The organism is Paracoccus sp. JM45 (assembly GCF_003590715.1).
In the GTDB taxonomy this organism is placed as follows: Bacteria; Pseudomonadota; Alphaproteobacteria; order Rhodobacterales; family Rhodobacteraceae; genus Paracoccus.
In genome coordinates, this window is sequence record NZ_QQVY01000007.1 from 74,656 (window position 1) to 96,948 (window position 22,293).

The window sequence follows — 22,293 nt, forward strand, 5'->3', positions numbered from 1 at the left end:
CGGTGCGTGACCCGGCAATTCTGCCTGGGGGTCCGCCGTTCCATCCCCGTGTCCCCACCTTGTAACCGGAGATTTCCGCCCATGTTCCCGCGTTTTGCAGCCCTCGCCGTTACGGCTTGTCTGACCTTTGCCGGCGTTGCCCATGCACAGGACACCCTGTATTTTTCCGCCATTCCGGATGACGACGAAACCCGTCTGGCCGAACGTTTCGACGCCGTCGCGGATTATCTGTCCCGGCAGCTTGACGTTCCGGTCGAATTCGTGCCGGTGAAATCCTATCCCGCCGCTGTCACCGCGTTCCGCAACGATCAGGTCCAGCTGGCGTGGTTTGGCGGTCTGTCGGGCGTTCAGGCGCGACTGCTGGTCGAGGGTGCGCGTGCCATCGCGCAGGGCGATGAAGATCAAAGTTTCGTGACCTACTTCATTGCCAATACTGAAACCGGCCTGACGGAATCCGAAGATTTCCCCGAGGCTGCGCGCGGCATGTCCTTTACCTTCGGTGCAAAAACCTCGACCTCGGGGCGGCTGATGCCGGAATACCAGATCCGCGAACAAACCGGCGAAGCCCCAGAAGAATTTTTTAGCCGCGTCGGTTTTTCAGGCGATCACGCGCAGACGCTGCGTCTGGTGGCATCGGGTGCCTGGCAGATCGGTGCGCTGAACTTCACCGTCTATGATCAGGCCGTGACCGAAGGTGCGCCCGAAATCGAGACTGCCAAGATTATCTGGAAGACCCCGGCCTATCCCGATTACAACTGGACGATCCGTGGTGATGTCGATGCCCGCTGGGGCGAAGGCTTTGCTGATAAGGTTCAGGCGGCCCTGATCGGCATGGATGACCCCGAACTGCTGGCGGCTTTCCCGCGCAATGCCTTCGTTGCTGCCAAGAACGAGGATTACACCCCGATCGAAACCGTTGGTCGCCAACTGGATTTGTTGGAGTAATCCGTCATGCAACTGCTGGACGGGGTTGATCTGGGGTATGGCGATGCACCTGTTTTGCGGGATTTGCGCCTTGCCGTGACACCCGGCCAGCGGGTTGCCTTGCTGGGGCGCAGCGGGTCGGGAAAATCGACCCTGCTTGCGGCCTTACGCGGCGCCTTGCTGGCCCGCGATCTGCGTGTCGCACTTGTCCCGCAGGATCACGCGCTGGTGCCGCAACTGTCGGCATTGCGGAACGTTCTGATGGGCCGGCTGGATGACCACGGGGCCTTGCACAATCTTCGGACCCTGATCCGCCCGTCGCGGATGGACCGTGATGCGGCTATGGCCGATCTTTACCGCGTGGGGCTGGCCGAACACGCCGACCGCGCGGTCGAGGCGATGTCGGGCGGCCAGCAGCAGCGCGTTGCCCTTGCCCGTGCCTTCCACCGCGCGGGCGACGTGATCGTCGGGGACGAGCCTTTGTCGGCAGTCGACCCGCGTCAGGCGCAAGCCCTTGCCACCCAGATCCGCGAAGCTTTTCCAACCGCCATTCTGGCCTTGCATGACGTCGCCGTGGCCCGTGCCTTTGCGACGCGGATTATCGGCTTGAAAGACGGGGCGATCCTGTTCGATCTGCCCGCCGATGACATGGACCCCGCACGGACCGAGGCGTTATATGCCCGCTAAGCTGTCGCGCCTTGCAGTAGTCGGGCTGTTTTTCTGCGCCGCGCTGATCTGTCTGCCGATGGCCGATCTGGCAACCGCAGGCCATGATCCTTGGGCCGAACTGGGCCGGATGGCGCGTGGTTTCATGACGCCCGATTTCGGAGCGGTCGAACAGATCGTCTGGGCCGTCGCCCTGACAATCGCATTTGCCATTGCCGGTGTCGCACTTGGCGGGGCGGCAGGGCTGGCACTGGCGCCCTTCTATCGCTGGGGGCCTGTCCGCTGGCTGGCGATTGCCCTGCGATCCGTGCATGAACTGTTCTGGGCGCTGTTGCTGTTGCAGGTTTTCGGGATCAGCGTCTGGTCAGGCCTGCTGGCAATTGCGCTGCCCTACGCCGGTATCTTTGCCAAAGTCCTGTCCGAAATTCTTGAAGAAGCCGACCCCCGCCCCGCCACATGGCTGGGCAAAGGTGTTGATCCGCTGACACGGTTCCTGTGGGCACGCGCGCCTTTGGCTGTGCCGCAAATGCTGAGTTATGCGTTGTACCGGTTGGAATGCGGGCTTCGATCCTCGGCTGTGTTGGGGTTCGTGGGACTTCCGACGCTTGGCTATCAGCTGGACAGTTTTTTCAAACAGGGCGATTACGGCGCGGCAGGGGCGGTAATGGCGATCTATATCGCGCTGATCGCAACGGTGCGGCTGTGGATGCGTCCGCGGCTGGCGCTGGTCTGGCTGGCTGCGTCGGTTGCCGTGCTGACGCAGGTGACGTCACCCCCCATGGGGTCGGGGGCCTTCTGGCGGTTCATCACACAAGACATCATTCCGGCCCCCTTGCGTCAGGGTGATCCGGCCGCGCTGTGGCCGTGGCTTTGGGATTTGACAACCTCCTCTATCCTGCCGGGTCTAGGGGCCACGCTGGTCGTGGCCCAACTGGCGCTGATCCTTGCAGGGGTGGTCGCGTTTTTCGGGCAGGTGCTGATCGTGCCGCGCATCACCGGACGGGTCGGCACGTGGGCCGGACATATGGTGCTGGTCGTGCTGCGGTCGTTTCCCGAATATATGCTGGCCTATCTGTTCTTGCAGGTCTTTGGCCCGTCGATGCTGCCTGCCATTCTGGCGCTTGGTTTGCATAACGGCGCGATCATTGCACATCTGCTTGGCCGGCAGGCGCGTGACCTGACGCTGCGTGCCGATGCGCCCCGCGGCCTGACCCTTTGGGGGTGGGAGGTGGTGCCGCGTCTGTTCGGCAGCTTCGTCGCACTGTGTCTTTACCGGTGGGAAATTATCATCCGTGAAAGCGCCATTCTGGGTCTGCTGGGAATTGCGACCCTTGGCTTCTATCTGGATGACGCGATTGTCGCGCTGCGGATGGATCGCGCAATCTGCATCCTTATCGCCACCGCGCTGGTGACGATCCTGATCGATGCCTTGTCGCGGGGCATTCGGGCCCGCATCGGTGCGGGCCAGTTGCGTCAAACCAATGCCCTGCCGGGCCAACAGGCCCGGCAGGCAACAGGATGTTAGGCGCTCAGGGCCATTGATGGTCCGCGAACGGCGCAGGAAAAGGCAAGGAACTTGCCGTCGTCGTTCGACACCAGATCCCCCATCGGCCGCGGCGTCCAGCCAAGGCGCGCTGCCATCCGCAAAAAGGCGGGCGGTCCCAAAAACAGGCAATCGCTTGCCCCGACCTGATGCAAATGGCTGTTGGCGGCTTCCAGAATGCTTTCGGCCAACCCCGGCAACGGCAACGCAGCAAAGCGTGTCAATTCCCACGCGCCGGCATCAACGGGGGGATCTTCATGGCACAGGTTCGTCGGCATGCCGGGCAACAGACCCAGATGCGCGTCACGGATCATATAGGAATAAACGACCTTTCCATCGCCAAAGAATTTGTCCGTACGCTTCAAGCGTGCGCCACCGACGGCCTGACCGTCGCGATGGGCGATGACATAGACCGTGTCGAAGGTATCATATTGTTCGAATTCGATCCCTTCTGCGTGGTGCAGAGGCCAGGCCATCCGGTCCACGAAGATCTGCTTACGCAGCTTGAAAAAGCTGGTAACCAGATTGAACCGTGCCATATCGCGGGGCAGGCAGATCAGTTCGATGGTGATGTCGTCTGCGGGGGTGCGTTTCATATCCATGATCCTTTTTACTGACGAACGCCGTCGGGAAGTTTTGCCAGTCCAAGGAATTGGCGACCGCCTGTGACTTTATTGGGAAGCCACAACCCCCAAGAGGTCACCTCGACCTCCAGCACGCCTTCGTCAGCATAGGCATCAAAATACGTCAGCATGGTTTCCACCATGTCGCGGCTGAATTCTGCCGTGGCCAGTTTCGGTTCTTTGATATGCCTCATGATCGCAATTCTCCTGTAAGCGGGATGAGTGCTGCGGAGGTTGCGGGTCAAATGGTTTGCTGTCTTGCGAAAACTGCACGAACTGCCTTTTCAGTATGTCCGAAAAGGCATATCTTGCAGGCCACGTAAAATAGGCGCGACATGCTGAACGACCTGATACCGAATTTCGACGATGAAATCGCCCAGATGCATGCGCTGGCCCCGACAGGCTGGATCATGGGTTTCAACCTGACCTATCGTGGGCCCGAGCATCTGTATAACGCCTATCCCGAAGCCTGGCGGAAGATATACGAGGATCGCAACTATTTTTTCGGTGATCCGATCGCTATGTGGACCATGACGCATGATGGCGCCGACCGCTGGTCGGATGTCCGCATTCCCGATTTGCGTGGCGTGATGTCGGCGGCAAAAAAGTTCAAGCTGAACTATGGTCTGGCGATATCGCGGAAGGTTGCCGGCAAGCGGTCATTTCTGACATTGTCCCATCCCGACCGTGAATTCACGGATGAGGAAATCGCCCGCTGCACTGCCAAGTTCAACCTGTGGACGGATATGGTGTTGAACCGTGCGGCATTGACCGCGGCCGAGCTGGACGTCCTGCGGTGTTTCCGCGACGGTCAGGGGCAGCAGGATACGGCGACCAATCTTGGCATTGCTGAATCGACCGTCAAGCAGCGGGCGGTTAAAGCCTGCGCCAAGCTGGGTGCGAAAAGCCGCACCCAGGCCGTGGCGATTGCAGTGGCGCGAAATTACCTCTGAGCGGTCCTGATAGCAGGATATGCGTCCCTGAACCCTTCATAGGCCAGATCGAAGGCATCGCGTAGCTTTGCATCGGGGCTAATGCGGTCTGTTATGTCGGGCGGCGTCATCACCTCGGGGATGCTGCCTGCCCCTGAGGCGACCATCGCCAGTCTTGCAGCACCAAGGGCAGCCCCGAATTCACCCTGCGCCGGCAGATCGAGCGTGATATCAAGCGCGGTGGCGATCACCTGCAACCAATAGCGGGATCGCGCGCCACCGCCGATGGCCATCAGGCTTTCGGGACGGGCACCGGTGCCACGCAGCGCGGTAAGGCTGTCACGCAACCCGAATGCGACCCCTTCCAGCACGGCGCGGGTCATGTCGTCGCGATCGGTCGCAAGCGCAAGCCCCGTAAAGCTGCCACGGATTGCGGGATCATTATGGGGGGTCCGTTCACCCGACAGATAGGGCAGGAACCTGACGTTAGCAGGGGCCCTAAGATCGCCCAGATCGGCTGTCAATTCGGCTGGTGTCGCGCTCGTAATACGTGCCAGCCAGTTCAGGCTGTCGGTGGCCGACAACATGACCCCCATCTGGTACCATGTGTCCGGCACGGCATGGCAAAAGCTGTGCAAAGCGGTTTCGGGCGCGGGGCGATAACCGTCCCTTGCCATCAACAATACGCCCGAGGTTCCCAGCGATACAAAGCCTGCGCCTTCGGTCATGGCGCCGATGCCGCAAGCCGCGGCTGCGTTATCACCCGCGCCGCCGGCAACCGTCACCGGCCCGCGCAGCCCCCATTCGCGGGCCAGATCGTGACGCAGCTGGCCAGCGGGTGCACAGCCTTCGACCAGTTCCGGCATATCGTCGCGTCCAAGTCCGGTTTCGGCCAGCAGATCATCGGCCCAATCGCGAGCGCCGACGTCCAGCCAACCGGTTCCCGATGCGTCCGAAAGATCGCCGACATGTTCGCCCGTCAGCCACAGGTTCAGATAGGCAGCAGGCAGCAGCACCCGTGCGACTTTGGCACGCAGATCGGGTTCATGTTCGGCCATCCAGTCCAGCTTCGGGGCGGTGAAGCCGGGAAAAACGATATTGCCTGTCTTGGCGCGAAACTGCGGCTGTGCATCCAGTCTTGCCGCTTGTGCGTGACTGCGGGTGTCATTCCACAAGATGCAGGGACGGATGACATTGTTATCGGCGTCCAGCGCCGTCGCACCATGCATATGACCGGCAACTGCGATACCGCGCAGATCGGCAAATTCAGGGTGGTTTGCACGCAATTCATCGACCGCACCGCGAAACGCGGTGATCCAGTCGGCGGGGTCCTGTTCGGACCAACCGGCATGGGGGTTGCGCGCGGAATAGTGACGCTCGGTCGAGGCCAGGGGCTGTCCGTCCTGATTGACCAATAGCGCGCGCAGACCGGATGTTCCCAGATCGATGCCAAGATAGCTCATGTCGTTATTCCCCCGACTGACTGCGTGCTGTTTGTGACGCAGCGATGCGGGCGCGTCAAACTGTGAACGTCCGGTCATCTCAGGTTATTGTTCGCATTGGGCAAAATATCACGGTGGCATTGACCTTGGCCGCCGAAAAGCCCAACAAGCAGCATCATTTTACCTTGGGAGGGGCATTTCCATGATCCGACGCAATCTTCGTCCGCATTTGATGGCAACCAGTCTGGTCGCGGGCGTGCTGATGTCAACCGCCGCCATGGCGCAGGATTGGCCCAGCCAGCCGTTGCATGTCTTCGTTGGCTTCCCTGCCGGTTCGTCCCCCGACACCATCGCGCGACTGGTCGCCGATCCCTTGGCTGACGCGCTTGGCCAGCCGGTGGTTGTGGAAAACAAACCGGGTGCAGGTGGCGTGATCGGCGTGCAGCAGATGCTGGCCAAAGGCGCTGACGGATATAACTTCGGGATCAATATCAACGGCCCCATGACCACCGCGCCCCGCCTGATCAAGGATCTGGGCTATGATCCGGCCACCGACATCGCGCCCATTGGCCTGATCGCGACCAGTCCGCTGGTTCTGGCTGTTTCATCGGAATTCGAAGCCGCGACAGCAGATGAATTCATCGCCGCCGCCCGCGACGAGCCCGAGGCGATCAGCTATGGTTCGGTCGGGGCAGGGTCGGGGGCACATCTGACCGCCGAACTGTTTTCGGACGCCGCTGATGTCCAGCTGTTCCATATCCCTTTCCAGAGCTATGCCGAAGTGACCACCTCTATCCTTGGCGGAGAGATTGACAGCGGGTTCATGGCACCCTCGGCTGCACTGCCGCATGTACAGGCGGGCACGATGAAGATGCTGGGCATCACCTCGCTTGAGCCTTTCGCGCAGGTGCCTGATGTGCCGGTGCTGGCCGGTCATGCTGGCCTGCCCGATGATTTCCGAGCCGAGCTGTGGAACGCCCTCTTTGCCCCTGCAGGCACGGATCCTGCTATCATTACCCGCCTGCATACCGAGCTGGACACAATTCTGAACACCCCCGAGGTGCAGGAAAAGATGCTTGCCATGGGTTGGCAGGTCCAACCGGGCACGCCAAGTGATCTGGCCGATCGCATCACGCAGGACACCGCCATGTGGGGCGGCGTCATCGACGCGATTGATCAGGGCAACTGATCCTTTCCAAAGCATAACGGCAAGGGCGACCCATGCAGCGCGACTATTACGATTTGATATGGGGCGGTATTCTGGCCCTGCTGGGCCTTGGCGTGGCGGCTTATGCTGTCGCGCATTACGACTTTGGCAGCCTGCGCCGGATGGGGCCGGGGTTTTTCCCCGTGCTGCTGGGGATCGGGCTTGCCGGACTGGGAACCATCATTGCCGTCCCCGCTTTCGGTCGCACGACCGAGGCGCGAGCCTTCGCGTGGCCCGAGACTATCGGCGTCATCGGATCGTTGCTGTTGTTCGGTCTGTTGCTGAACCGGCTTGGCCTGATGGGGTCCACCGCAATCACCGTGCTGGTGGCCAGTTCGGTGGCACCGCGCAAAGGCATCTTGTGGCGTCTGGTTCTGACGGTCGTTGTCACCGCACTGGTCTGGGTGCTGTTTGTTCTAGGACTGGATATGTCCATTCCAGTCTGGCCGCAGGGGTATTGAGATGACGACGCTTGAAGGTCTTGCACAGGGACTGAATGTCGCCCTTGACCCCTCGGTCCTGATCTACAGCCTGTTTGGCGCGCTTTTGGGGACGCTGGTCGGCGTGTTGCCGGGGATCGGTGCCATGGCGGCCATTACGCTGTTGCTGCCGATCACCTATTACATCTCCTCCCAAGCGGCGTTGGTGATGCTGGCGGCGGTCTATTACGGGGCGCAATATGGCGGGGCCGTCGCCTCGATCCTGCTGCGATTGCCCGGCACGCCGCAATCGGCAGTCACGACCCTGGACGGCTATCCCATGGCGCAGCAAGGGCGCGCAGGGGTGGCGCTGTTTACCGCAATGATATCGTCATTCGCGGGGTCGATGCTGGGGATCGTCATCCTTGTGATGCTGGCAGGGTGGTTGTCGGACTTGGCGACCAGCTTTGGTGCAGCCGAATATACGGCGATGATGGTCATGGGGCTGGTGGCCGCATCGACCGTTGGCACGGGGCGTCCGGCCAAGGCGCTGGCGATGGTGGTTCTGGGCGTCATTCTGGGCTGCGTCGGGACGGATGTGAATTCCGGCGTCCAACGCTTTACGTTCGGGCAGGTGCAACTGCTGGATGGCATCAACCTTGTTGCATTGGCCATGGGTCTGTTCGGTCTGGCCGAGGTGATCGGCAACATCCGCAAGGCCGAACGCCACGGCCCACCGGCCAAGGTATCGCTGCGGCAGTTGATCCCGACCCGCGACGATGTCCGCCACCTGTTCGCCCCGATCACCCGCGGCACCTTGCTAGGCAGTTTTTTCGGCGCGCTGCCTGGGACGGGATCGACGATATCATCCTTTCTGAGCTATGCTTTGGAACGCAAAGTCTCGCGCAATCCGGAACGGTTCGGCCATGGCGCAATCGAGGGAATTGCAGGGCCGGAATCTGCAAATAACTCGGCATCTATTACGGCTTTTGTGCCGACACTGACTTTGGGAATTCCGGGTGATCCGATCATGGCGCTAATGCTGGGTGCATTGGTCATCCATGGCATCCAGCCCGGCCCGATGATGTTGCAGGACCATCCCAATATGTTCTGGGGTCTGGTGGTCAGCTTCGGGATCGGCAACCTATTTTTGCTGATCCTGAACCTGCCGTTGATCGGCATATGGGTTTCGATGCTGCGTATCCCGTTCCGCTGGCTTTATCCGGCGATTATCGTTTTTGTCTGTCTGGGCGTCTATTCGGTGCGCGGCGCGACATTCGATATTGTCATGGTCGCGGGGATCGGTGCCATCGGCTATGCCTTGGCTGTCGCAGCCTTTAGTCCGGCGCTATTGTTGCTGGGCTTCGTTCTTGGTCCGCTGATCGAAACGAATATGCGTCGTGCCCTGCTGATATCGCGTGGCGATGCGATGATCTTTATCGAACGCCCCATCGCCTGCGGTTTCGTGATTGCCACTGTACTGTTGCTTGCCGTGCCGCTGGTCAAACGGATCAGGACCCGCTAGCGGGTTCCTGATCGGCAACGGTTCCGCCCCTTGTCCGCAACTGTTCGCTTTGTTCATCCATCAATTCGCGGGCACGTTTCAGATAGGCCGCGTTCTGATGCGGCGGAATGGCCGGATCATGCAGATCGGCCAGTTCGCGTAATGTCCGGCGGTTATGGACCTCAAACTCTTGTGTCAGACGTTCGGCCTGATCGGCTGGAACGCCAAGCGCCTCGTATACGGAACGCCCTGCGCGGACGGCGCTGTCGAATGTCTCGCGGATGACATCCCGACATCCTGCTGACCACAGTTCATAGACATGGTTCTGGTCACGGGCGCGGGCGGTGATATGCACATGCGGATAGTTTTGCGTGACATAGCGCACCAGTTCGGTCGCCTGATGGCGATTGTCGATGGCGATCACCAGAACGGTGGCGGTTTCCAGCCCTGCGGCCTTCAACAGGTCCGGGCGCGTGGCATCGCCATAAAACGCACGGACACCGAAAGCACGCAAAACCTCCAGCTGGGCCGAGGAATGGTCCAGCACGGTCGTTTCATGCCCCTGGCTTAACAGCATGCGGTTGATTATGCCGCCAAAGCGGCCATGACCGGCGATGATGATACGGCTTGGAGCGGTGATCGTGTCCGCCTTGGCAGGTTCGGCAAAGCGGTATCGCGGCAGGATCATCCGGTCATACAGGATGAACAGCAGCGGCGTCAGCATCATCGACAGCGTCACGACCAAAGTCAGTCGCGGGGCGATACTGTCAGGCAAAACCGAGGTTGCCGTCGCAAAAGAAATCAGTACAAATCCGAATTCACCAGCTTGGGCCAATGCAATGCCGAACAGCCAGCCCTGTTCGTCGCCAATCCCGAATGTCCGCGCTAAAGACAGTAGCACCGCCGCCTTGATGGCCATTACGCCAAAGGCAAGTCCGATGATTACCAGCGGTTCGGAGGCCAGCAAATTGAAGTCGATCGCCGCACCGACGGTCATGAAAAACAACCCCAGCAGCAGGCCGCGGAAAGGATCGATATCGCTTTCCAGTTCATGCTTGTATTCGCTGTTGGCTAGCACCACCCCCGCAAGGAAGGTGCCAAGGGCAGCCGACAAGCCGACCAATGTCATCAAAAGTGCGGTGCCGATCACGAAGGTCAGGGCTGCGGCGATGAAAATCTCGCGCAGGTTGGCTTGGGCGATAAAGCGGAAGGCGGGGCGTGTCAGATAGGTCCCACCTGCGATCACCAACCCGATGGCCAGCAAGGTGACCAACCCCGTCTGCCACCCCTCAAGCCCTTGAACCAGTGATAATGACGCGTCGTGGCTGCCGGATGCAGTATCGCTGGTGCCGGACATGGCCAGCAAAGGCAGGAATGCCAGCATCGGAATGACGGCGATGTCCTGAAACAGCAGTACGGAAAAGCCGGCCTGCCCGCCGTCGCTTTTCATCAGCCCCTTTTCACTTAGCGTCTGAAGGACAATCGCGGTCGAGGAAAGCGCGAAGATCAGGCCGATTGCCAATGACATTTGCCAACTTAAGCCGAATGCAATGCCGCCGCCCGCAATCAATGCCGCACTGAGGGTGACCTGCAAGCCGCCCAACCCCAGAAGCTGCATCCGCGTATCCCACAACAGTTTGGGTTCAAGCTCCAATCCGACAAGGAACAGCATCATTACCACACCGAATTCGGCGAAATGCTGGATGGACAGAACATCGACATGCAGCAATGTCAGGATAGGGCTTAGGACGATCCCCGCGATCAGATATCCCAACACCGATCCCAGACCCAGACGCGATGCAATGGGGACAGCAATGACCCCCGCGATCAGAAACAGGAATACCAGAAGCAGGACGTCCGTCATGGGCTAGGCTTTCACATCGAATGGCAAGGGTTTCCTGACCATCGCAATTTTTATCGCCCATTGCCACGGTCTAACGTCGGCGCGCCATCATCCAGATGAAGAACAGTCCGCCGCACAGGCCGGTAATGACGCCCATCGGCACATCCTCGGGGGCCATGACGATGCGGGCAAGGGCATCGGCACAGATCAGGAAGACTGCGCCGCTCCACCCGGATGCGGGCAGCACACGGAGGTTGTCACCGCCGACGACCAGCCGGACCAGATGCGGCATGATCAGCCCGACAAAACCGATCAGCCCTGAAAACGCGACCATCACGCCTGTGATCAAGGCGGCGACCACAAAAACGGTCAGGCGGAAGCGGCCGACCTCTATCCCCAGACTGGCGGCGGTTTCGTCGCCAAGGCTCATGGCGTTCAGGCGACCGGCTTGCGCCCACAGCCACAGGCCGCAGGGTAGAAGAACGGCCAGAGGCCACAACAGATGTGACCATTGCGCCAATCCCAAGCCGCCCAACATCCAGAAGACCACGGTATGCGTGGCTTTGGGATCGCCCAGAAAAATAAGAATATTGGCACAGGCCATGATGATAAAGCTGACTGCAACACCGGTCAGGACCAACCGGTCCGCGCTGGTGGCCCCCGAAATGCGGGCGACCCCCAAAACCAGAAGCGTTGCAATCAGCGCTCCACTAAAGGCCATAAGGGGAACCGTCATTGCCCCGATAAACATTCCAGTATGCAACAGGGCTGCAATGGCGCCAAATGCTCCGCCTGACGAGATGCCCAGCAGATGCGGATCGGCCAATGGATTGCGCGTCACCGATTGCAGGGCCGCGCCGACCATACCCAAGCCCGCACCCACCAGCCCTGCAAGGATGACGCGCGGCAAGCGGATCTGCCAGATGATATTGGCCATGCCGGTACTGACATCGGGCGCGTTTATGCCCGGTAACATCCGGTCCAATATGACAGCCCAAACTGTCGAAAGGGGCAGCGGAACCGCCCCGACCGACACTGCAAAACAGACCGCCAACAACAATAACGCCGCCAGAATGGCCCCAAGACCAAAGCGCAGGCCGATCCATTGGGCGCGGATGATGGTGGCGGTGCTGTCGGTCATGTCCTAGTTGTCCCGAAACGCTGCGACCAGCTTTTCGACCGCGTTGATATTGCGGGGGCCGGGTGTCGCCTCGACATATTCCAACACGACGAAGCGATCGTTACGCACCGCGTCAATGCTGGAAAACGCCGGATTCGTTTTCATGAAATCGATCTTTTGCTGTGCTGTGACATCACCGTAATTGACGATGACAATCACTTGCGGATTGCGGTCGATGACCGGTTCCCAGCTGATTTCGGCCCAGTTCTTTTCAAGATCGTCCATGATGTTGCGACCACCTGCAGCCTCGATCAGGGCGGTGGGCATGGCACTGGCACCGGCGGTAAAGGGGGCTTCCTCGCCGCTGTCATAGACGAAAACCCGAAGTGGCGCATTATGGTCGATATCACGGGTCAAATCATCCAGACGGGTTTTCCAGTCTGCCACCAGCGCCGTGGCGCGATCTTCGACATCGAAGATGCGGCCCAGATTCAGGATGTCGGTATACATATCATCCATGCTTGATCGCGGGCGTGGACCCAGATGGACGCAGCTTTCGGTCAGCTCGTAGACCTGAATGCCGAAGGGGGCCAAGGTTTCGGGCGTTACCTCTCCACCGACTTTCATGCCGTAATTCCAACCGGCGAAAAAGAAGTCCGGCTCGACCGCGGCCAGAACCTCTTTGGTGGGATATTTGGCGGAAAGTTCGGGCAGTTCCGCAATGCCGCGCCGCATGACGGGATCCAGAGTTTTCCACCCCGATATGCCGGTATAGCCGACCATCCTGTCACGCAGGCCCAATACCAGCATCATTTCGGTCAGGTTGACATCGTTCGAAATGGCACGACGGGGCGCGGCATCGAAGGTCACCTGCCGGTTGCAGCTTTGCACCGTGACGGGATAAGCGGATGCCGCACCGGCGGACAGCAGGAATGCAGCTATGGCAAGACGGATCATCGGTGGTCCTTTTCGACAGGCATCACAGGTGGAAGGAAAAGCGCGGTGCATCACCGCTGCGATCAATTTTTGCTTTGACTTGAAACGCCTGCGCCAATGTATCTTCGGTCAGGGCCAGTTCGGGTGGGCCATCAGCAACGATACGGCCTTGGCCCAGCACCAGAATGCGTTCGGCGAAATTCGCGGCCAGTGTCAGGTCATGCAATGTGGTGATCACTGTCAGCCCCAACCCAGGCAGCAATTCCAGCAGTTCCAGTTGGTGGCGGATATCAAGGTGGTTTGTCGGTTCGTCCAGCACGATGACACGGGGCTGTTGAACAATGGCACGGGCCACCATCACCCGCTGACGTTCACCACCTGATAAAGTGTCATAGGCGCGGTCTGCCATGCCGACCAGATCCATCCGCAAGATTGCGGCTTCAATGATCTGGGCATCCCCGCCCGCGGGCGACGACAGGCCAGAAACCCAGCCCGTCCGGTGCGGCAATCGGCCAAGGCTAATGATCTGACGGGCTGTTAGTGCAAAATCGGAGGGGTGTTCTTGCAAAACCGCCGCCAGATTGCGGGCGATCTGGTTTGCGGTGATATTCTGTAGGTCGTGCCCCATAACACGGACAGAACCCAGCCGCGGCTTGTGGTGGCGATAGATCAGCCGCAAAAGCGAGGTTTTACCAGCGCCATTCGCGCCGCAGATCGCCATAATCTGGCCTTGCGGCACGCGAAAGCTGATATCCGACAAGATATCGGGCCGACGTGCAGGCCCCCAACTGACATTCGACAATTCGACCGCATCCGGCATCACGCGACGTTCTTGACGTCTTGCAGCGACACCCTTGCTTGCCCCGCGATCAGGGTCTGGCGACCGGCGCTGACTACCGTAGGGTGCGATGTTGGCGGGACAAGCGTGACCGCATGTCCGGATAAAGTATAGACCATCGAATGCTCCTTCCGGGACACCCCGCCCGGTGGTTTGTGACATCGATGGCAGGTCTCCTGACTTCGCGGGTCGTGGCTTTCTCCACCTTCCCGCACCCGACGGAGTGCAGTGGTGTCGGAAAAAGCCCACCGCTTACAGTTGCGGGGGCAGTCACGGATTCGGCGCCTTTTGGCTACACCTCACCGTATTCCCTTTTCACCCGGCCGCGCGTGGCTTGGCCGGGAACCATCATTGGCGACCAATGGCAGGGGCACGGTCGCGGGTCAAGGCGGATTGGTCCTGCAGGGTGGACGCGCGGGGGGCGATCCACGGATATTTGTACCCTAAAGGCGGAATCGGCAAGCTTTCCGCCGTTTCCATCGGGCAATCAACGGCAGGACAACGACCGCGAGACAAAGCAATAGTAAAAGCGCTGAAATGGGACGTTGCAGGAATATTTCCCATGATCCACGGCTGATCATCAGGCTGCGACGCAGGTTCTCTTCAAGAATAGGACCAAGGATCAGGCCGAACGCCAAGGGCGTCACCGGCAGGTCCAGTTTCGCAAAGCTGAAACCTATGATGCCGAACCCGATCATCACATAGATATCGTTTAGGTTGTTGCGAATGGCGAAGGCCCCGATGACACAGAACAGCGTCACGAAGACATACATCAAGTGCGGGGGAATTCTGGTCACAAGCACTGCGATGCGGATCATGCCCAATCCAAAGACCAATGTAGCCACCAGCGCCATCAGAACTGCGACATAGATCCATGCGACGAAGGTGGGGTCCTTGGCGAACAGCAACGGGCCGGGCGTCAGGCCATGGACCATCAATGCCCCCATCAGGACGGCGGTGATGGTATCGCCGGGAACACCTAGAGAGATCAGGGGGATCAGTGATCCCCCGACGCTGGCGCTGTTTGCGGCTTCGGGGGCGACGACACCGTCGGGATGTCCGGTGCCGAAAGCCTCGGGTGTTTTTGACAGGCGGCGTTCCTGCGCATAGGCAATCGACACCGCAACCGCCGATCCGGCGGCAGGAATGGCGCCTATTAAGGTTCCGATCAGCGAACCGCGTCCGATGACTTTCCACCGGCCCAGCAAGTCACGGAGCGGAACAGAGATCTGGCCGATTTTCGGGGTATCGGCGGGTGTGCGTCCGAAGCCGACAAGGTTTTGCAGAACCTCGCCTAGACCGAAAAGTCCGATGATGACGGGGATCAGATTGAAACCCGATTGCAGCATCGGCGCACCCATGGTCAGACGCTGCGCATCGGTCAGTGAATCAAACCCGACCGCCCCCAGCACCACGCCGATCAGGCCAACGACAGTTGCAATCAAGATCGAACCGTTCGAGGCGAAGGACAGCATCACAATGCCGAACAGAGCAACCGCCGCAAACTCTGGACTGCGGAAGTTGCGTGCAAAACCTGCAAGAACCGGTGCCAATGTCACCAGAATGACCAGTCCGATCAAGCCTCCGACTGTCGAGGCTACAAGGGCATAGGTCAGCGCCTGACCGGCACGCCCCTGTCGCGTCATGGGATATCCGTCAACTTGCGTGAATATAGATGCAGGTGTTCCCGGCAACTTCATCAGGATTGCCGATATCGACCCGCCGTAAACACTGGACATGAAAATAGAGATCAGCAGCAGAATTGCGGCGTCAGGTTCCATACCGAAAGTGACAGGCATTAGAATTGCCAGCGCCATAGTCGAGGAAATTCCGGGAACTGCACCCAGCACAAGGCCCAGAACCGTGCCCAATGCCACCAGCCCCAGCATCGCGGGATCGCTCAGGTATTGACCCAATACGTCGAAGAAGGCGGACATCATAACCCAAAAATCCTGTTTTTCAGGGCAACGGCAACGTTAGCAGGCGTACGAAAACCAGCTGGATGAATAAGGCAGCACCAATGCCGAAACCCGATGCCGATATGGCAATGCGCGGGATTGACGTTCCTTGGCGATACATAAGTACGGTAATCCAGATCATCGCGAAAATTGAAGTCGCAAGCGTTGTTCCCAGCGACCGCATAGCGATGGGCATCACAATCAGCGCGATGACATACGCCGCAGGTAGCCCTGTGGTTGCCATTGAAAACACAGGACAACGAAGCGACGCTTTATTCCGCCGAACTGCAAGGCCAAGCATGATCGTTCCGGTCAATCCTGTGATCGACAGGCAGATGCTGATCAGGAAAAACGGTCCGGGATCACCGGGAATAGGGGTCCCCAGCCAATTGAAACGGCTGTGACGCAGCATTGTGCCACCCGATGCTGCAACTACAAGAAAGAGTAGACCGATGATGGCATTCTTACCGCTTGATCGGGGGACAGTTGTCATCTGTCACCTCTTGTTGGTTTCAGTGACAAGGCCCGCGTCAAGCAGAACGGGATAGATGACATTTTCCTGGGCGGTCAGTTCTTGTGCTGCCATATCAGGGCCGCCCTGGCGCAATGCCAGACCGTTCTTGGTCGCAGAGGTCACGAAGCCTTCACCTTGAGATGCCGTCAGCAAAGCATCGGACAGTTTCTGCCGTATCGCCGCATCCATACCCTTGGGGGCAACCACCATGATAAAATCACCGCCGACGACGTCATATCCCTGTTCTTTGAACGTCGGGGCGTCGGGCAGCTGGGGCTGGCGTTCTTCTGATGCCACACCAAGAATTGTAAGGGCACCGCCCTTTGCCTGTTCCATCACAGGCGATAAGGGCAATGTGGCTGTCTGCACCTCTCCAGTCAGCAGGGCGGTCACTGTCGCCGCGTGGCCGGCATAGGGCAGCTTTAGTGGCTCGACGCCTAAGCCGTTAGAAATCACGCTGGCAAAGACAAAAGAGTTTCCGCCCTGCGGATCGTTGCCGTTGATCAGGGACATCGGATCGCTGTGCATTGCGGTGACATATTCATCAAGCGTCGTGATACCGGTGTCGGGGGAAATTTCCAACGCGGCGGGTTCGTCCGAAATAAACAGCAGCGGGTCGAATTGATCCAGTTTTGGCGCACTGTCGTTCATATATGACTGGCTGATCGCATGAAGCCCCATGACCCCGATGGTATAGCCGTCGGGTGATGCATCAGCGACGTGCTGCATCCCGGTCGTTCCTCCGGCACCTGTCACATTGTCGATCACAACGGGTGTCCCCATTTCGGTCGAGAGTTCATGACCCAGAAGCCGTCCGACCAGATCATGCCCGCCGCCTGCAGGCCAGACGACTGTTATATGCACAGGCTCGGATGGATAGCTGTCTTGTGCCAATGCCTGCTGGCCCAGAACCGCGCAGGCAAGGCTGACGCTCGTGGCAAGAAGATGACGTCTGTTCATGGTGCTCCTCATAAAGTTTATGCCGACCTAGGAAGTCCTAGGTCATAGCCACGAAGGACCAATGTCGAGGTAAATGTATTGTGCGTATAGAAACGAATTTTCTTGGCGAGGTTGTATCCGGCAAGCTGCCGCGATTTTCATCACGACGATTCAGAATCGTGCAGATGGGTAACTGAGGTTTTCGCAGTGAGGGCCGACGCAAAATAGCGTGTGGCAAACTGCCAACCTTGTTCCGGATCAGGGCGTCGTCCGGACATTTACTAGGCTTGTCTATCCAGAGAGGTGATCCATGCAAGCATCTCGGTGCTATCGGTCACATCGGCATATTTTTGCGCCATGTCGTAAAGATTGGCGTCATGTGGGGCCTTGGCGCGGTCGGCGCAGCAATCTTCGGGGACCAGAACGTTAAAGCCCGATTGCACGGCATCCACCACCGTCGCGCGCACGCACCCCGATGTGGTCGCACCGGTTACCACCACTGTGTCCACCCCCGCCGAGGCCAGCATGGAGGCAAGCGAAGACCCGAAGAAAGCCGAAGCGCCCTTTTTGGTCACGACCGGATCATCGGGCTGGATACCTGTCGCATGGTCGATCTGGACCAGCCGTGATCCTTCGACCAGCGCTGCCATGCCGGTCGCTTTCTTCAACCAAGGCAGCATTGTGACCTCGGACGGATGGAACGCAATTGTGGTATAGATCACCGGATATCCCGCCGACCGCGCGGCATCTGTCAGCCGACGGGTGGCCGTAATAGGCGCTGCCATATCGGCTGCCGTAGGATACTGTGTATCGGTAAAGCCATAGGTGAAATCGACAACGACAATGGCGGGGCGTTGTCCACGCGGGACCGGACGGCCAAAGCCGGCCAGATCATAGACCTGATGTTGGGACATGATAAACCTTGAAGGTGATTTGCCCTGCGATCGGGACCGCCGGGCAGGTCTGGCTAAACTTAGCGGGCAAGCTGGATGTCTTTGACGACGATGTCGCCGTCGATCACGACAGCTGCATCGTCAAGGAACAGCGAACAATCGCGCATCGGAATATCCAGATGGCAGGCAGTGTCGTTCGGGCCTCCAAGCTCGTTGTTCGGACCGGTCGAGAACATGACGTTGCCGTAGAAGCTGCGCGGCTCCATACCCATGCCGCCGGGGAATTCACCGGGGACAAAGTTGTGCCATTTCGCATTGGGGTTCATGCCCCAGCCGACATGGCTCATCCCGAAGCCCCGCTTGTCGTTGAAGCTGGCCATATAGGATTTGACGATCTGCGCCTCCAGCCCGCCGCGGATATCGGTCACCCAGCCTTTTTCGATGGTATAGGTAATCGGTTCGCGCACCATCAGGTTTTGCGGCAACAGGATATCACCCGGGGCCACAACAATCTGACCGTCGACCCCATCGTCATCCCCGCCGGTGAACACAAAACCCGAAGGCCAGTGATCCCAACGCCCCGGCGTGTCGGTGCAGGCATATTCAGGCACGGTGGGATAGGTGTTCAGCTTATAGGTCACATCGGTCCCATGCTCCGAGGTGATACGCATCACCTTGGCGCGGTCCAGCATGTCGGCAGCCATAGTGACCTTTTCGCGCAGTTCGGGATAGGGCAGCATACGGGCTAGAAGTTCGGGCGGCTCTACCGCGGTCAGAATGCGGGTGCCTGCATCCTGAATGGCGAATTGTTCGGGGCTGAAAAGCAAGAAGATGCAGTCGATCAGCATGTCGCAATTCTTCAACGCATCGACCGCTTCGGGCATGGCAGCAAGGCCGGTGACCCCTACCGACCATCCCGATGTCGGCAGTGGTGTGGGCAGGCGCATGTGATACATCCTGGCGCCAAGCCGCTGGCCCGCCGCCATGAACGCATCGGCATAATCCAGACGTTCATTTCCTTGGGTCAGGACGATAAGTTTCTCGTCTTCGTGGACACCTGACATCTTCAGCTGATGCAGGCAGATTTCTGTAAAGCTGGTCTGGTCCATCTGCGTGTTCCCCTTGGGTTAGGTGTTGAAATCCATAACAGTGTCCAGAAATCCCTGAAGGTCGTCCCAAGGGATCATATGGCCGGCGTCCTTAACGGTTCTGATGTCAATATTCGGGGCAAGGGCGCAAATTTCGGCAATGTCACCGGATTGGATAACAGGCGCACCGCCCGCCACCACAAGCCGGACCGGCAGATGCAGATGCGGCAGATCAAGGTGGATGTCGTCGCTGTGGAAGCCGTCATAGGCTGTCTTGATCGCAGTATACTGGCAGCTGTGCAGCCATTCGGCCCGCAACGCGACCTGTTCGTCGGTCCATGTCGGGCAAAAGGCCCGCATTTCTTCAGCCGTGCAGCCGCGCTGTGCCATACGGATTGAATCCCCATACCAAGCCCAGGGCGAGGGGTAGGGACGGCGGCCCGGCCCGCTGACGGGCGGATCGACCAGCACCAGACCGCCGAATGCCGCAGGCGATTTGCGCGCTGCGCGGATGGCTGTGCGGGCCCCCATGGAATGGCCAAGCAGAATGGGTGTGGTCAACCCGCACGCCTTGACCAAGGCCACGGCGTCGTCGGCCATGGCATCCAGTGAATAATCAAGATCACCCCCTTCGCTAAGGCCTCGCCCGCGGACGTCAAGAACATGGACGTCAAAGCCCTCGACCAGTCGCGCGGCGACAAAGCCCCATGTCACCGCCGGTGAGGTGATGCCCGGGATCAGAAGCATCTGCTGACCCGTGCCCGCATAATGGATCAGGTGGTGGCGGATGCCATTGGCGCGGACGTGATAGCCTTGCGGTGCCATACCCATCAGTAAGCCCCCGACAAAAGCGTGCCGCCGCCCGGAACGCGGGTCGGTAGATTAAGGGCGTGCAGCATGGCCCATGTGGTGGCGACAGCTGCCGTGACGACGGGCTTGCCTGTCTGTGCCTCGACAATGGAAACGGCGGCCAGCGATGGCATTTGGACACAGGCCGATAGGACAATCGCATCGACGTCATCGGTGTTCATGCCCGCGACAATTTGCGGAAGGTTCATCGGGTCATGCGCGGCCACGGCCAGATTGTCCGAAATTTCAAGCGCAACGTAATCCGCGACCTCTATCCCCTCGTTCCGGATATAATCGACAACCATTTCGGTTAGCGGCTTCATATAAGGGGTCACAACTGCCACGCTTAGCGCACCGATCGCGCGGATGCCGTCCGCAAGCGCACCCGCCGATGTAATAACCGGTGCGGGTGCATCATTTCCTGCAGTCACCGCACGCAGCCGTTCCGCCGATGCGTGATGATAGCCGTATCCCATCGACATGATCGCGACCAGACAGGCGTAACCCATCACATCCACACGCGCATCCGACAGTTCCAGCGCGCAACGATCGCTGTCGCCATCCATAGCGGCCAGTTCCGATCTTGTGACATGCTTCATGCGCATGCGGGACGAATGGAAGGTGAAACGCTCGGGCGACACCAGTTCCCGCGCGCGAAGCAGGGCAGGTATCTCTGTCTCCATCGTCACGTTAGAACTGGGTACAATCTGACCTATCCGGATATTCGCCATGGGCCTGCCTTTCGTAATGTTAGGCCAAGCTTAAATTGGGCGACCGAATAATATCAACAATAATTATATGTATACATGCAAAATAAAGCGGCCTAAAATTTGGTGAACAAGAATTAGGCGGATGGCTTAACAGGCGGGCTCGGAAAGGCCTGCTGACAGGAATGCCGTCAGTTAGGACAGCACGTCGTCCGCCTTGCCGCCAAGATCATCCAGTCGCGCAAGGTCATTTAGAACAAAAAGATAGCTGCCGACAAGAAAGCCCATGCGGCGGGCAATGACATTGCGGGGAAAGGGAATGACGCGTGCCAGGGCATCTATGTATGCGACAAGCGGGGCGTCATAGATTTCACGCCGCAAATCCAGCAGGTGGGGTTGGGCCGCAGCATGGACTGCCGCCTGAAGCGGAAGAAATGCCGCAGCATTCCCGCCTGCCAGCTTCATGTCCCGTTGTGGCTTAAGATAGGCCGTGACAATGGCCTCGACGGTCGCATCGTGCGGCAGTTATGCCTAAAGTGCAATGCGGCGCTGCGCCGGAAGCGTGCCCCTTCGGCGGAACACGGTATCGAACAGATCCTGTTTGAAGCCGAAGTAATCGCGCAGCAAGGCTTGGCTGACCCCTGCCTTGGACGCAATTTTGCGCAATCCGGTTTCGTCAACGCCCTTGTGTGCAAAGGCCAGCTTGGCCGTGTCCAGAATGGCTTGGTGCAAATCGACGTCCTGCGTGGGGCGGCCACGGCCTCGGGCAGGGGAGCGCGCCATATTTAGCTGATCTTGCGCAAAAGGGCGCGCAGCATGTCACGTTCATAGGGTTCAAGCGGTGCCAGTGTCAGGTCGGTAATTTCATGCATCAGGGGCAATGCCTCCTCAAGCAGTGCGCGACCTTTTTCCGTGGTGGACAGCATGTGGCGTCGCTTGTCGCCAAGGTCGGGGCGACTTGTCAGAAGGCCGCGTTCCTTCAGGCGTGACACGACGCCCTTGGTGGTCGCCGCATCCATTGCCACCATCCGGCCCAATGCGTTCTGCGAAACCGGAGCGGGTTCTTTCGCCAGTCTATACAGGGTCGAGAACTGCACTGGCGTTAATAAACCTGCCAGCTTTTCCGTGCATATGGCGATATGTGCCTGATGTGCCTTGCGCAGCAAAAAGCCCACCTGATCATCCAGGTTATAATTTGATCGGCCTTCATTCGCCATCTTGTGCAATTCCATTTTTTCAATCACGGGTCCGTATGGTTGCCTATCTTTAGCGCGATCGCTTCCATCGCTCCACCATCAGATTACAAATTAGGCGATCATATAATTACATGACCCGCATTGGTAAAATA

At 59.1% G+C, this 22,293-nt stretch carries 25 protein-coding genes and 1 riboswitch; of the genes, 7 read left to right on the plus strand and 18 right to left on the minus strand.

All coding sequences use genetic code 11. The features are described 5' to 3' along the window. The first annotated feature begins 81 nt into the window (after positions 1 to 81). The 3 genes from DWB67_RS11060 to DWB67_RS11070 are packed head-to-tail and all read left to right on the plus strand — an operon-like array spanning position 82 to position 3,115. Positions 82 to 945, plus strand: coding sequence for a putative selenate ABC transporter substrate-binding protein (locus DWB67_RS11060; protein WP_119807603.1), 864 nt, complete (start codon positions 82 to 84; stop codon positions 943 to 945). Between the two features lie 6 nt (positions 946 to 951). Next, complete coding sequence (locus tag DWB67_RS11065) at positions 952 to 1,611, plus strand: ATP-binding cassette domain-containing protein (protein ID WP_119807604.1); 660 nt, start codon at positions 952 to 954, stop codon at positions 1,609 to 1,611. Beyond that, entirely contained in the window at positions 1,601 to 3,115 is a 1,515-nt protein-coding gene (locus tag DWB67_RS11070; protein WP_119807605.1) for an ABC transporter permease, read from the plus strand. Before DWB67_RS11065 ends, DWB67_RS11070 begins: the two co-directional genes overlap by 11 nt. Here DWB67_RS11070 and DWB67_RS11075 read toward each other — a convergent pair. Together DWB67_RS11075 and DWB67_RS11080 are read right to left on the minus strand one after the other, a co-directional pair. Next, positions 3,112 to 3,729 (minus strand): acyl-homoserine-lactone synthase, encoded by a 618-nt coding sequence (locus DWB67_RS11075; protein WP_182911561.1) that lies wholly within the window; start codon positions 3,727 to 3,729, stop codon positions 3,112 to 3,114. The two genes, DWB67_RS11070 and DWB67_RS11075, sit on opposite strands and share 4 nt — an antisense overlap. 14 nt (positions 3,730 to 3,743) lie before the next feature. Beyond that, positions 3,744 to 3,950, minus strand: a complete 207-nt coding sequence (locus DWB67_RS11080) for a hypothetical protein (RefSeq protein WP_119807607.1) — start codon at positions 3,948 to 3,950, stop codon at positions 3,744 to 3,746. 141 nt (positions 3,951 to 4,091) lie between these two features. Here DWB67_RS11080 and DWB67_RS11085 point away from each other — a divergent pair, with 141 nt between their 5' ends. Further along, on the plus strand, positions 4,092 to 4,709 hold the full coding sequence (locus DWB67_RS11085; protein ID WP_119807608.1) for a LuxR family transcriptional regulator: 618 nt from the start codon (positions 4,092 to 4,094) through the stop codon (positions 4,707 to 4,709). Here the strand turns inward: DWB67_RS11085 and xylB are convergent. Further along, positions 4,700 to 6,151, minus strand: a complete 1,452-nt coding sequence (xylB, locus tag DWB67_RS11090; RefSeq protein ID WP_119807609.1) for a xylulokinase — start codon at positions 6,149 to 6,151, stop codon at positions 4,700 to 4,702. The genes DWB67_RS11085 and xylB overlap by 10 nt on opposite strands. Before the next feature lie 181 nt (positions 6,152 to 6,332). Here xylB and DWB67_RS11095 point away from each other — a divergent pair, with 181 nt between their 5' ends. Genes DWB67_RS11095 through DWB67_RS11105 form a run of 3 tightly spaced genes read left to right on the plus strand, consistent with a single transcriptional unit; the run spans position 6,333 to position 9,281 of the window. Beyond that, complete coding sequence (locus DWB67_RS11095; protein WP_119807610.1) at positions 6,333 to 7,319, plus strand: tripartite tricarboxylate transporter substrate binding protein; 987 nt, start codon at positions 6,333 to 6,335, stop codon at positions 7,317 to 7,319. Positions 7,320 to 7,351: 32 nt separating this feature from the next. Next, positions 7,352 to 7,798 (plus strand): tripartite tricarboxylate transporter TctB family protein, encoded by a 447-nt coding sequence (locus DWB67_RS11100; protein WP_119807611.1) that lies wholly within the window; start codon positions 7,352 to 7,354, stop codon positions 7,796 to 7,798. Between the two features lies 1 nt (position 7,799). Continuing rightward, a complete protein-coding gene (locus tag DWB67_RS11105) occupies positions 7,800 to 9,281 on the plus strand; it encodes a tripartite tricarboxylate transporter permease (protein WP_119807612.1) in 1,482 nt (493 codons plus the stop codon). Here the strand turns inward: DWB67_RS11105 and DWB67_RS11110 are convergent. The 15 genes from DWB67_RS11110 to DWB67_RS11170 all read right to left on the minus strand — a co-directional run bounded on the left by DWB67_RS11110 (position 9,268) and on the right by DWB67_RS11170 (position 22,162). Next, a complete protein-coding gene (locus DWB67_RS11110; RefSeq protein ID WP_119807613.1) occupies positions 9,268 to 11,124 on the minus strand; it encodes a cation:proton antiporter in 1,857 nt (618 codons plus the stop codon). The two genes, DWB67_RS11105 and DWB67_RS11110, sit on opposite strands and share 14 nt — an antisense overlap. Positions 11,125 to 11,194: 70 nt before the next feature. Further along, a complete protein-coding gene (locus tag DWB67_RS11115; RefSeq protein WP_119807614.1) occupies positions 11,195 to 12,244 on the minus strand; it encodes an iron ABC transporter permease in 1,050 nt (349 codons plus the stop codon). A 3-nt stretch (positions 12,245 to 12,247) separates the two neighbouring features. Continuing rightward, positions 12,248 to 13,180, minus strand: a complete 933-nt coding sequence (locus DWB67_RS11120; protein ID WP_119807615.1) for an ABC transporter substrate-binding protein — start codon at positions 13,178 to 13,180, stop codon at positions 12,248 to 12,250. A gap of 22 nt (positions 13,181 to 13,202) precedes the next feature. After that, positions 13,203 to 13,979 carry an ABC transporter ATP-binding protein gene (locus DWB67_RS11125; protein ID WP_182911562.1) on the minus strand — a complete coding sequence of 259 codons (777 nt, stop codon included), beginning with the start codon at positions 13,977 to 13,979 and terminating at the stop codon, positions 13,203 to 13,205. Next, positions 13,979 to 14,116, minus strand: coding sequence for a hypothetical protein (locus DWB67_RS18045; protein ID WP_182911563.1), 138 nt, complete (start codon positions 14,114 to 14,116; stop codon positions 13,979 to 13,981). The genes DWB67_RS11125 and DWB67_RS18045 overlap by 1 nt, the downstream gene beginning before the upstream one ends. 29 nt (positions 14,117 to 14,145) lie before the next feature. Continuing rightward, a riboswitch (cobalamin riboswitch) is annotated at positions 14,146 to 14,362 on the minus strand. 78 nt (positions 14,363 to 14,440) lie between these two features. Next, complete coding sequence (locus DWB67_RS11130; protein WP_220475117.1) at positions 14,441 to 15,937, minus strand: tripartite tricarboxylate transporter permease; 1,497 nt, start codon at positions 15,935 to 15,937, stop codon at positions 14,441 to 14,443. Positions 15,938 to 15,956: 19 nt separating this feature from the next. Then, a complete protein-coding gene (locus DWB67_RS11135; protein WP_119807617.1) occupies positions 15,957 to 16,448 on the minus strand; it encodes a tripartite tricarboxylate transporter TctB family protein in 492 nt (163 codons plus the stop codon). A 3-nt stretch (positions 16,449 to 16,451) separates the two neighbouring features. Next, positions 16,452 to 17,429, minus strand: coding sequence for a tripartite tricarboxylate transporter substrate binding protein (locus DWB67_RS11140; RefSeq protein WP_182911564.1), 978 nt, complete (start codon positions 17,427 to 17,429; stop codon positions 16,452 to 16,454). 260 nt (positions 17,430 to 17,689) lie between these two features. After that, the gene (locus DWB67_RS11145; RefSeq protein ID WP_119807619.1) at positions 17,690 to 18,322 is read right to left on the minus strand and encodes an isochorismatase family protein; all 633 of its coding nucleotides are present in this window, start codon (positions 18,320 to 18,322) and stop codon (positions 17,690 to 17,692) included. A 59-nt stretch (positions 18,323 to 18,381) separates the two neighbouring features. Continuing rightward, complete coding sequence (locus DWB67_RS11150) at positions 18,382 to 19,410, minus strand: leucyl aminopeptidase (RefSeq protein ID WP_119807620.1); 1,029 nt, start codon at positions 19,408 to 19,410, stop codon at positions 18,382 to 18,384. A gap of 18 nt (positions 19,411 to 19,428) precedes the next feature. After that, positions 19,429 to 20,220 carry an alpha/beta fold hydrolase gene (locus DWB67_RS11155; protein WP_119807621.1) on the minus strand — a complete coding sequence of 264 codons (792 nt, stop codon included), beginning with the start codon at positions 20,218 to 20,220 and terminating at the stop codon, positions 19,429 to 19,431. Next, positions 20,220 to 20,921, minus strand: coding sequence for an Asp/Glu racemase (locus tag DWB67_RS11160; RefSeq protein ID WP_119807675.1), 702 nt, complete (start codon positions 20,919 to 20,921; stop codon positions 20,220 to 20,222). Before DWB67_RS11160 ends, DWB67_RS11155 begins: the two co-directional genes overlap by 1 nt. A gap of 219 nt (positions 20,922 to 21,140) precedes the next feature. Beyond that, complete coding sequence (locus tag DWB67_RS18180) at positions 21,141 to 21,470, minus strand: hypothetical protein (RefSeq protein WP_370453587.1); 330 nt, start codon at positions 21,468 to 21,470, stop codon at positions 21,141 to 21,143. Between the two features lie 6 nt (positions 21,471 to 21,476). Then, positions 21,477 to 21,728, minus strand: coding sequence for a helix-turn-helix domain-containing protein (locus DWB67_RS18185; RefSeq protein ID WP_220475119.1), 252 nt, complete (start codon positions 21,726 to 21,728; stop codon positions 21,477 to 21,479). Between the two features lie 2 nt (positions 21,729 to 21,730). Beyond that, positions 21,731 to 22,162 (minus strand): MarR family winged helix-turn-helix transcriptional regulator, encoded by a 432-nt coding sequence (locus tag DWB67_RS11170; protein WP_119807676.1) that lies wholly within the window; start codon positions 22,160 to 22,162, stop codon positions 21,731 to 21,733. Positions 22,163 to 22,293: the final 131 nt, after the last annotated feature.

Excerpts from the sequence above, each read along its gene's own strand:
- DWB67_RS11130 (WP_220475117.1), bottom strand. The coding sequence starts at position 15,937 with ATGATGTCCGCCTTCTTCGACGTATTGGGTCAATACCTGAGCGATCCC.
- DWB67_RS11170 (WP_119807676.1), bottom strand. The coding sequence starts at position 22,162 with ATGGCGAATGAAGGCCGATCAAATTATAACCTGGATGATCAGGTGGGC.
- DWB67_RS11125 (WP_182911562.1), bottom strand. The coding sequence starts at position 13,979 with ATGCCGGATGCGGTCGAATTGTCGAATGTCAGTTGGGGGCCTGCACGT.
- DWB67_RS11080 (WP_119807607.1), bottom strand. The coding sequence starts at position 3,950 with ATGAGGCATATCAAAGAACCGAAACTGGCCACGGCAGAATTCAGCCGC.
- DWB67_RS11140 (WP_182911564.1), bottom strand. The coding sequence starts at position 17,429 with ATGAACAGACGTCATCTTCTTGCCACGAGCGTCAGCCTTGCCTGCGCG.
- DWB67_RS11100 (WP_119807611.1), top strand. The coding sequence starts at position 7,352 with ATGCAGCGCGACTATTACGATTTGATATGGGGCGGTATTCTGGCCCTG.
- DWB67_RS11105 (WP_119807612.1), top strand. The coding sequence starts at position 7,800 with ATGACGACGCTTGAAGGTCTTGCACAGGGACTGAATGTCGCCCTTGAC.
- DWB67_RS11065 (WP_119807604.1), top strand. The coding sequence starts at position 952 with ATGCAACTGCTGGACGGGGTTGATCTGGGGTATGGCGATGCACCTGTT.
- DWB67_RS11070 (WP_119807605.1), top strand. The coding sequence starts at position 1,601 with ATGCCCGCTAAGCTGTCGCGCCTTGCAGTAGTCGGGCTGTTTTTCTGC.
- DWB67_RS11110 (WP_119807613.1), bottom strand. The coding sequence starts at position 11,124 with ATGACGGACGTCCTGCTTCTGGTATTCCTGTTTCTGATCGCGGGGGTC.
- DWB67_RS11075 (WP_182911561.1), bottom strand. The coding sequence starts at position 3,729 with ATGAAACGCACCCCCGCAGACGACATCACCATCGAACTGATCTGCCTG.
- DWB67_RS11155 (WP_119807621.1), bottom strand. The coding sequence starts at position 20,220 with ATGGGTATGGCACCGCAAGGCTATCACGTCCGCGCCAATGGCATCCGC.
- DWB67_RS18185 (WP_220475119.1), bottom strand. The coding sequence starts at position 21,728 with ATGGCGCGCTCCCCTGCCCGAGGCCGTGGCCGCCCCACGCAGGACGTC.
- DWB67_RS18045 (WP_182911563.1), bottom strand. The coding sequence starts at position 14,116 with ATGGTCTATACTTTATCCGGACATGCGGTCACGCTTGTCCCGCCAACA.
- DWB67_RS11120 (WP_119807615.1), bottom strand. The coding sequence starts at position 13,180 with ATGATCCGTCTTGCCATAGCTGCATTCCTGCTGTCCGCCGGTGCGGCA.
- DWB67_RS11160 (WP_119807675.1), bottom strand. The coding sequence starts at position 20,921 with ATGGAGACAGAGATACCTGCCCTGCTTCGCGCGCGGGAACTGGTGTCG.
- DWB67_RS11150 (WP_119807620.1), bottom strand. The coding sequence starts at position 19,410 with ATGGACCAGACCAGCTTTACAGAAATCTGCCTGCATCAGCTGAAGATG.
- xylB (WP_119807609.1), bottom strand. The coding sequence starts at position 6,151 with ATGAGCTATCTTGGCATCGATCTGGGAACATCCGGTCTGCGCGCGCTA.
- DWB67_RS11095 (WP_119807610.1), top strand. The coding sequence starts at position 6,333 with ATGATCCGACGCAATCTTCGTCCGCATTTGATGGCAACCAGTCTGGTC.
- DWB67_RS11060 (WP_119807603.1), top strand. The coding sequence starts at position 82 with ATGTTCCCGCGTTTTGCAGCCCTCGCCGTTACGGCTTGTCTGACCTTT.
- DWB67_RS11135 (WP_119807617.1), bottom strand. The coding sequence starts at position 16,448 with ATGACAACTGTCCCCCGATCAAGCGGTAAGAATGCCATCATCGGTCTA.
- DWB67_RS11145 (WP_119807619.1), bottom strand. The coding sequence starts at position 18,322 with ATGTCCCAACATCAGGTCTATGATCTGGCCGGCTTTGGCCGTCCGGTC.
- DWB67_RS11085 (WP_119807608.1), top strand. The coding sequence starts at position 4,092 with ATGCTGAACGACCTGATACCGAATTTCGACGATGAAATCGCCCAGATG.
- DWB67_RS11115 (WP_119807614.1), bottom strand. The coding sequence starts at position 12,244 with ATGACCGACAGCACCGCCACCATCATCCGCGCCCAATGGATCGGCCTG.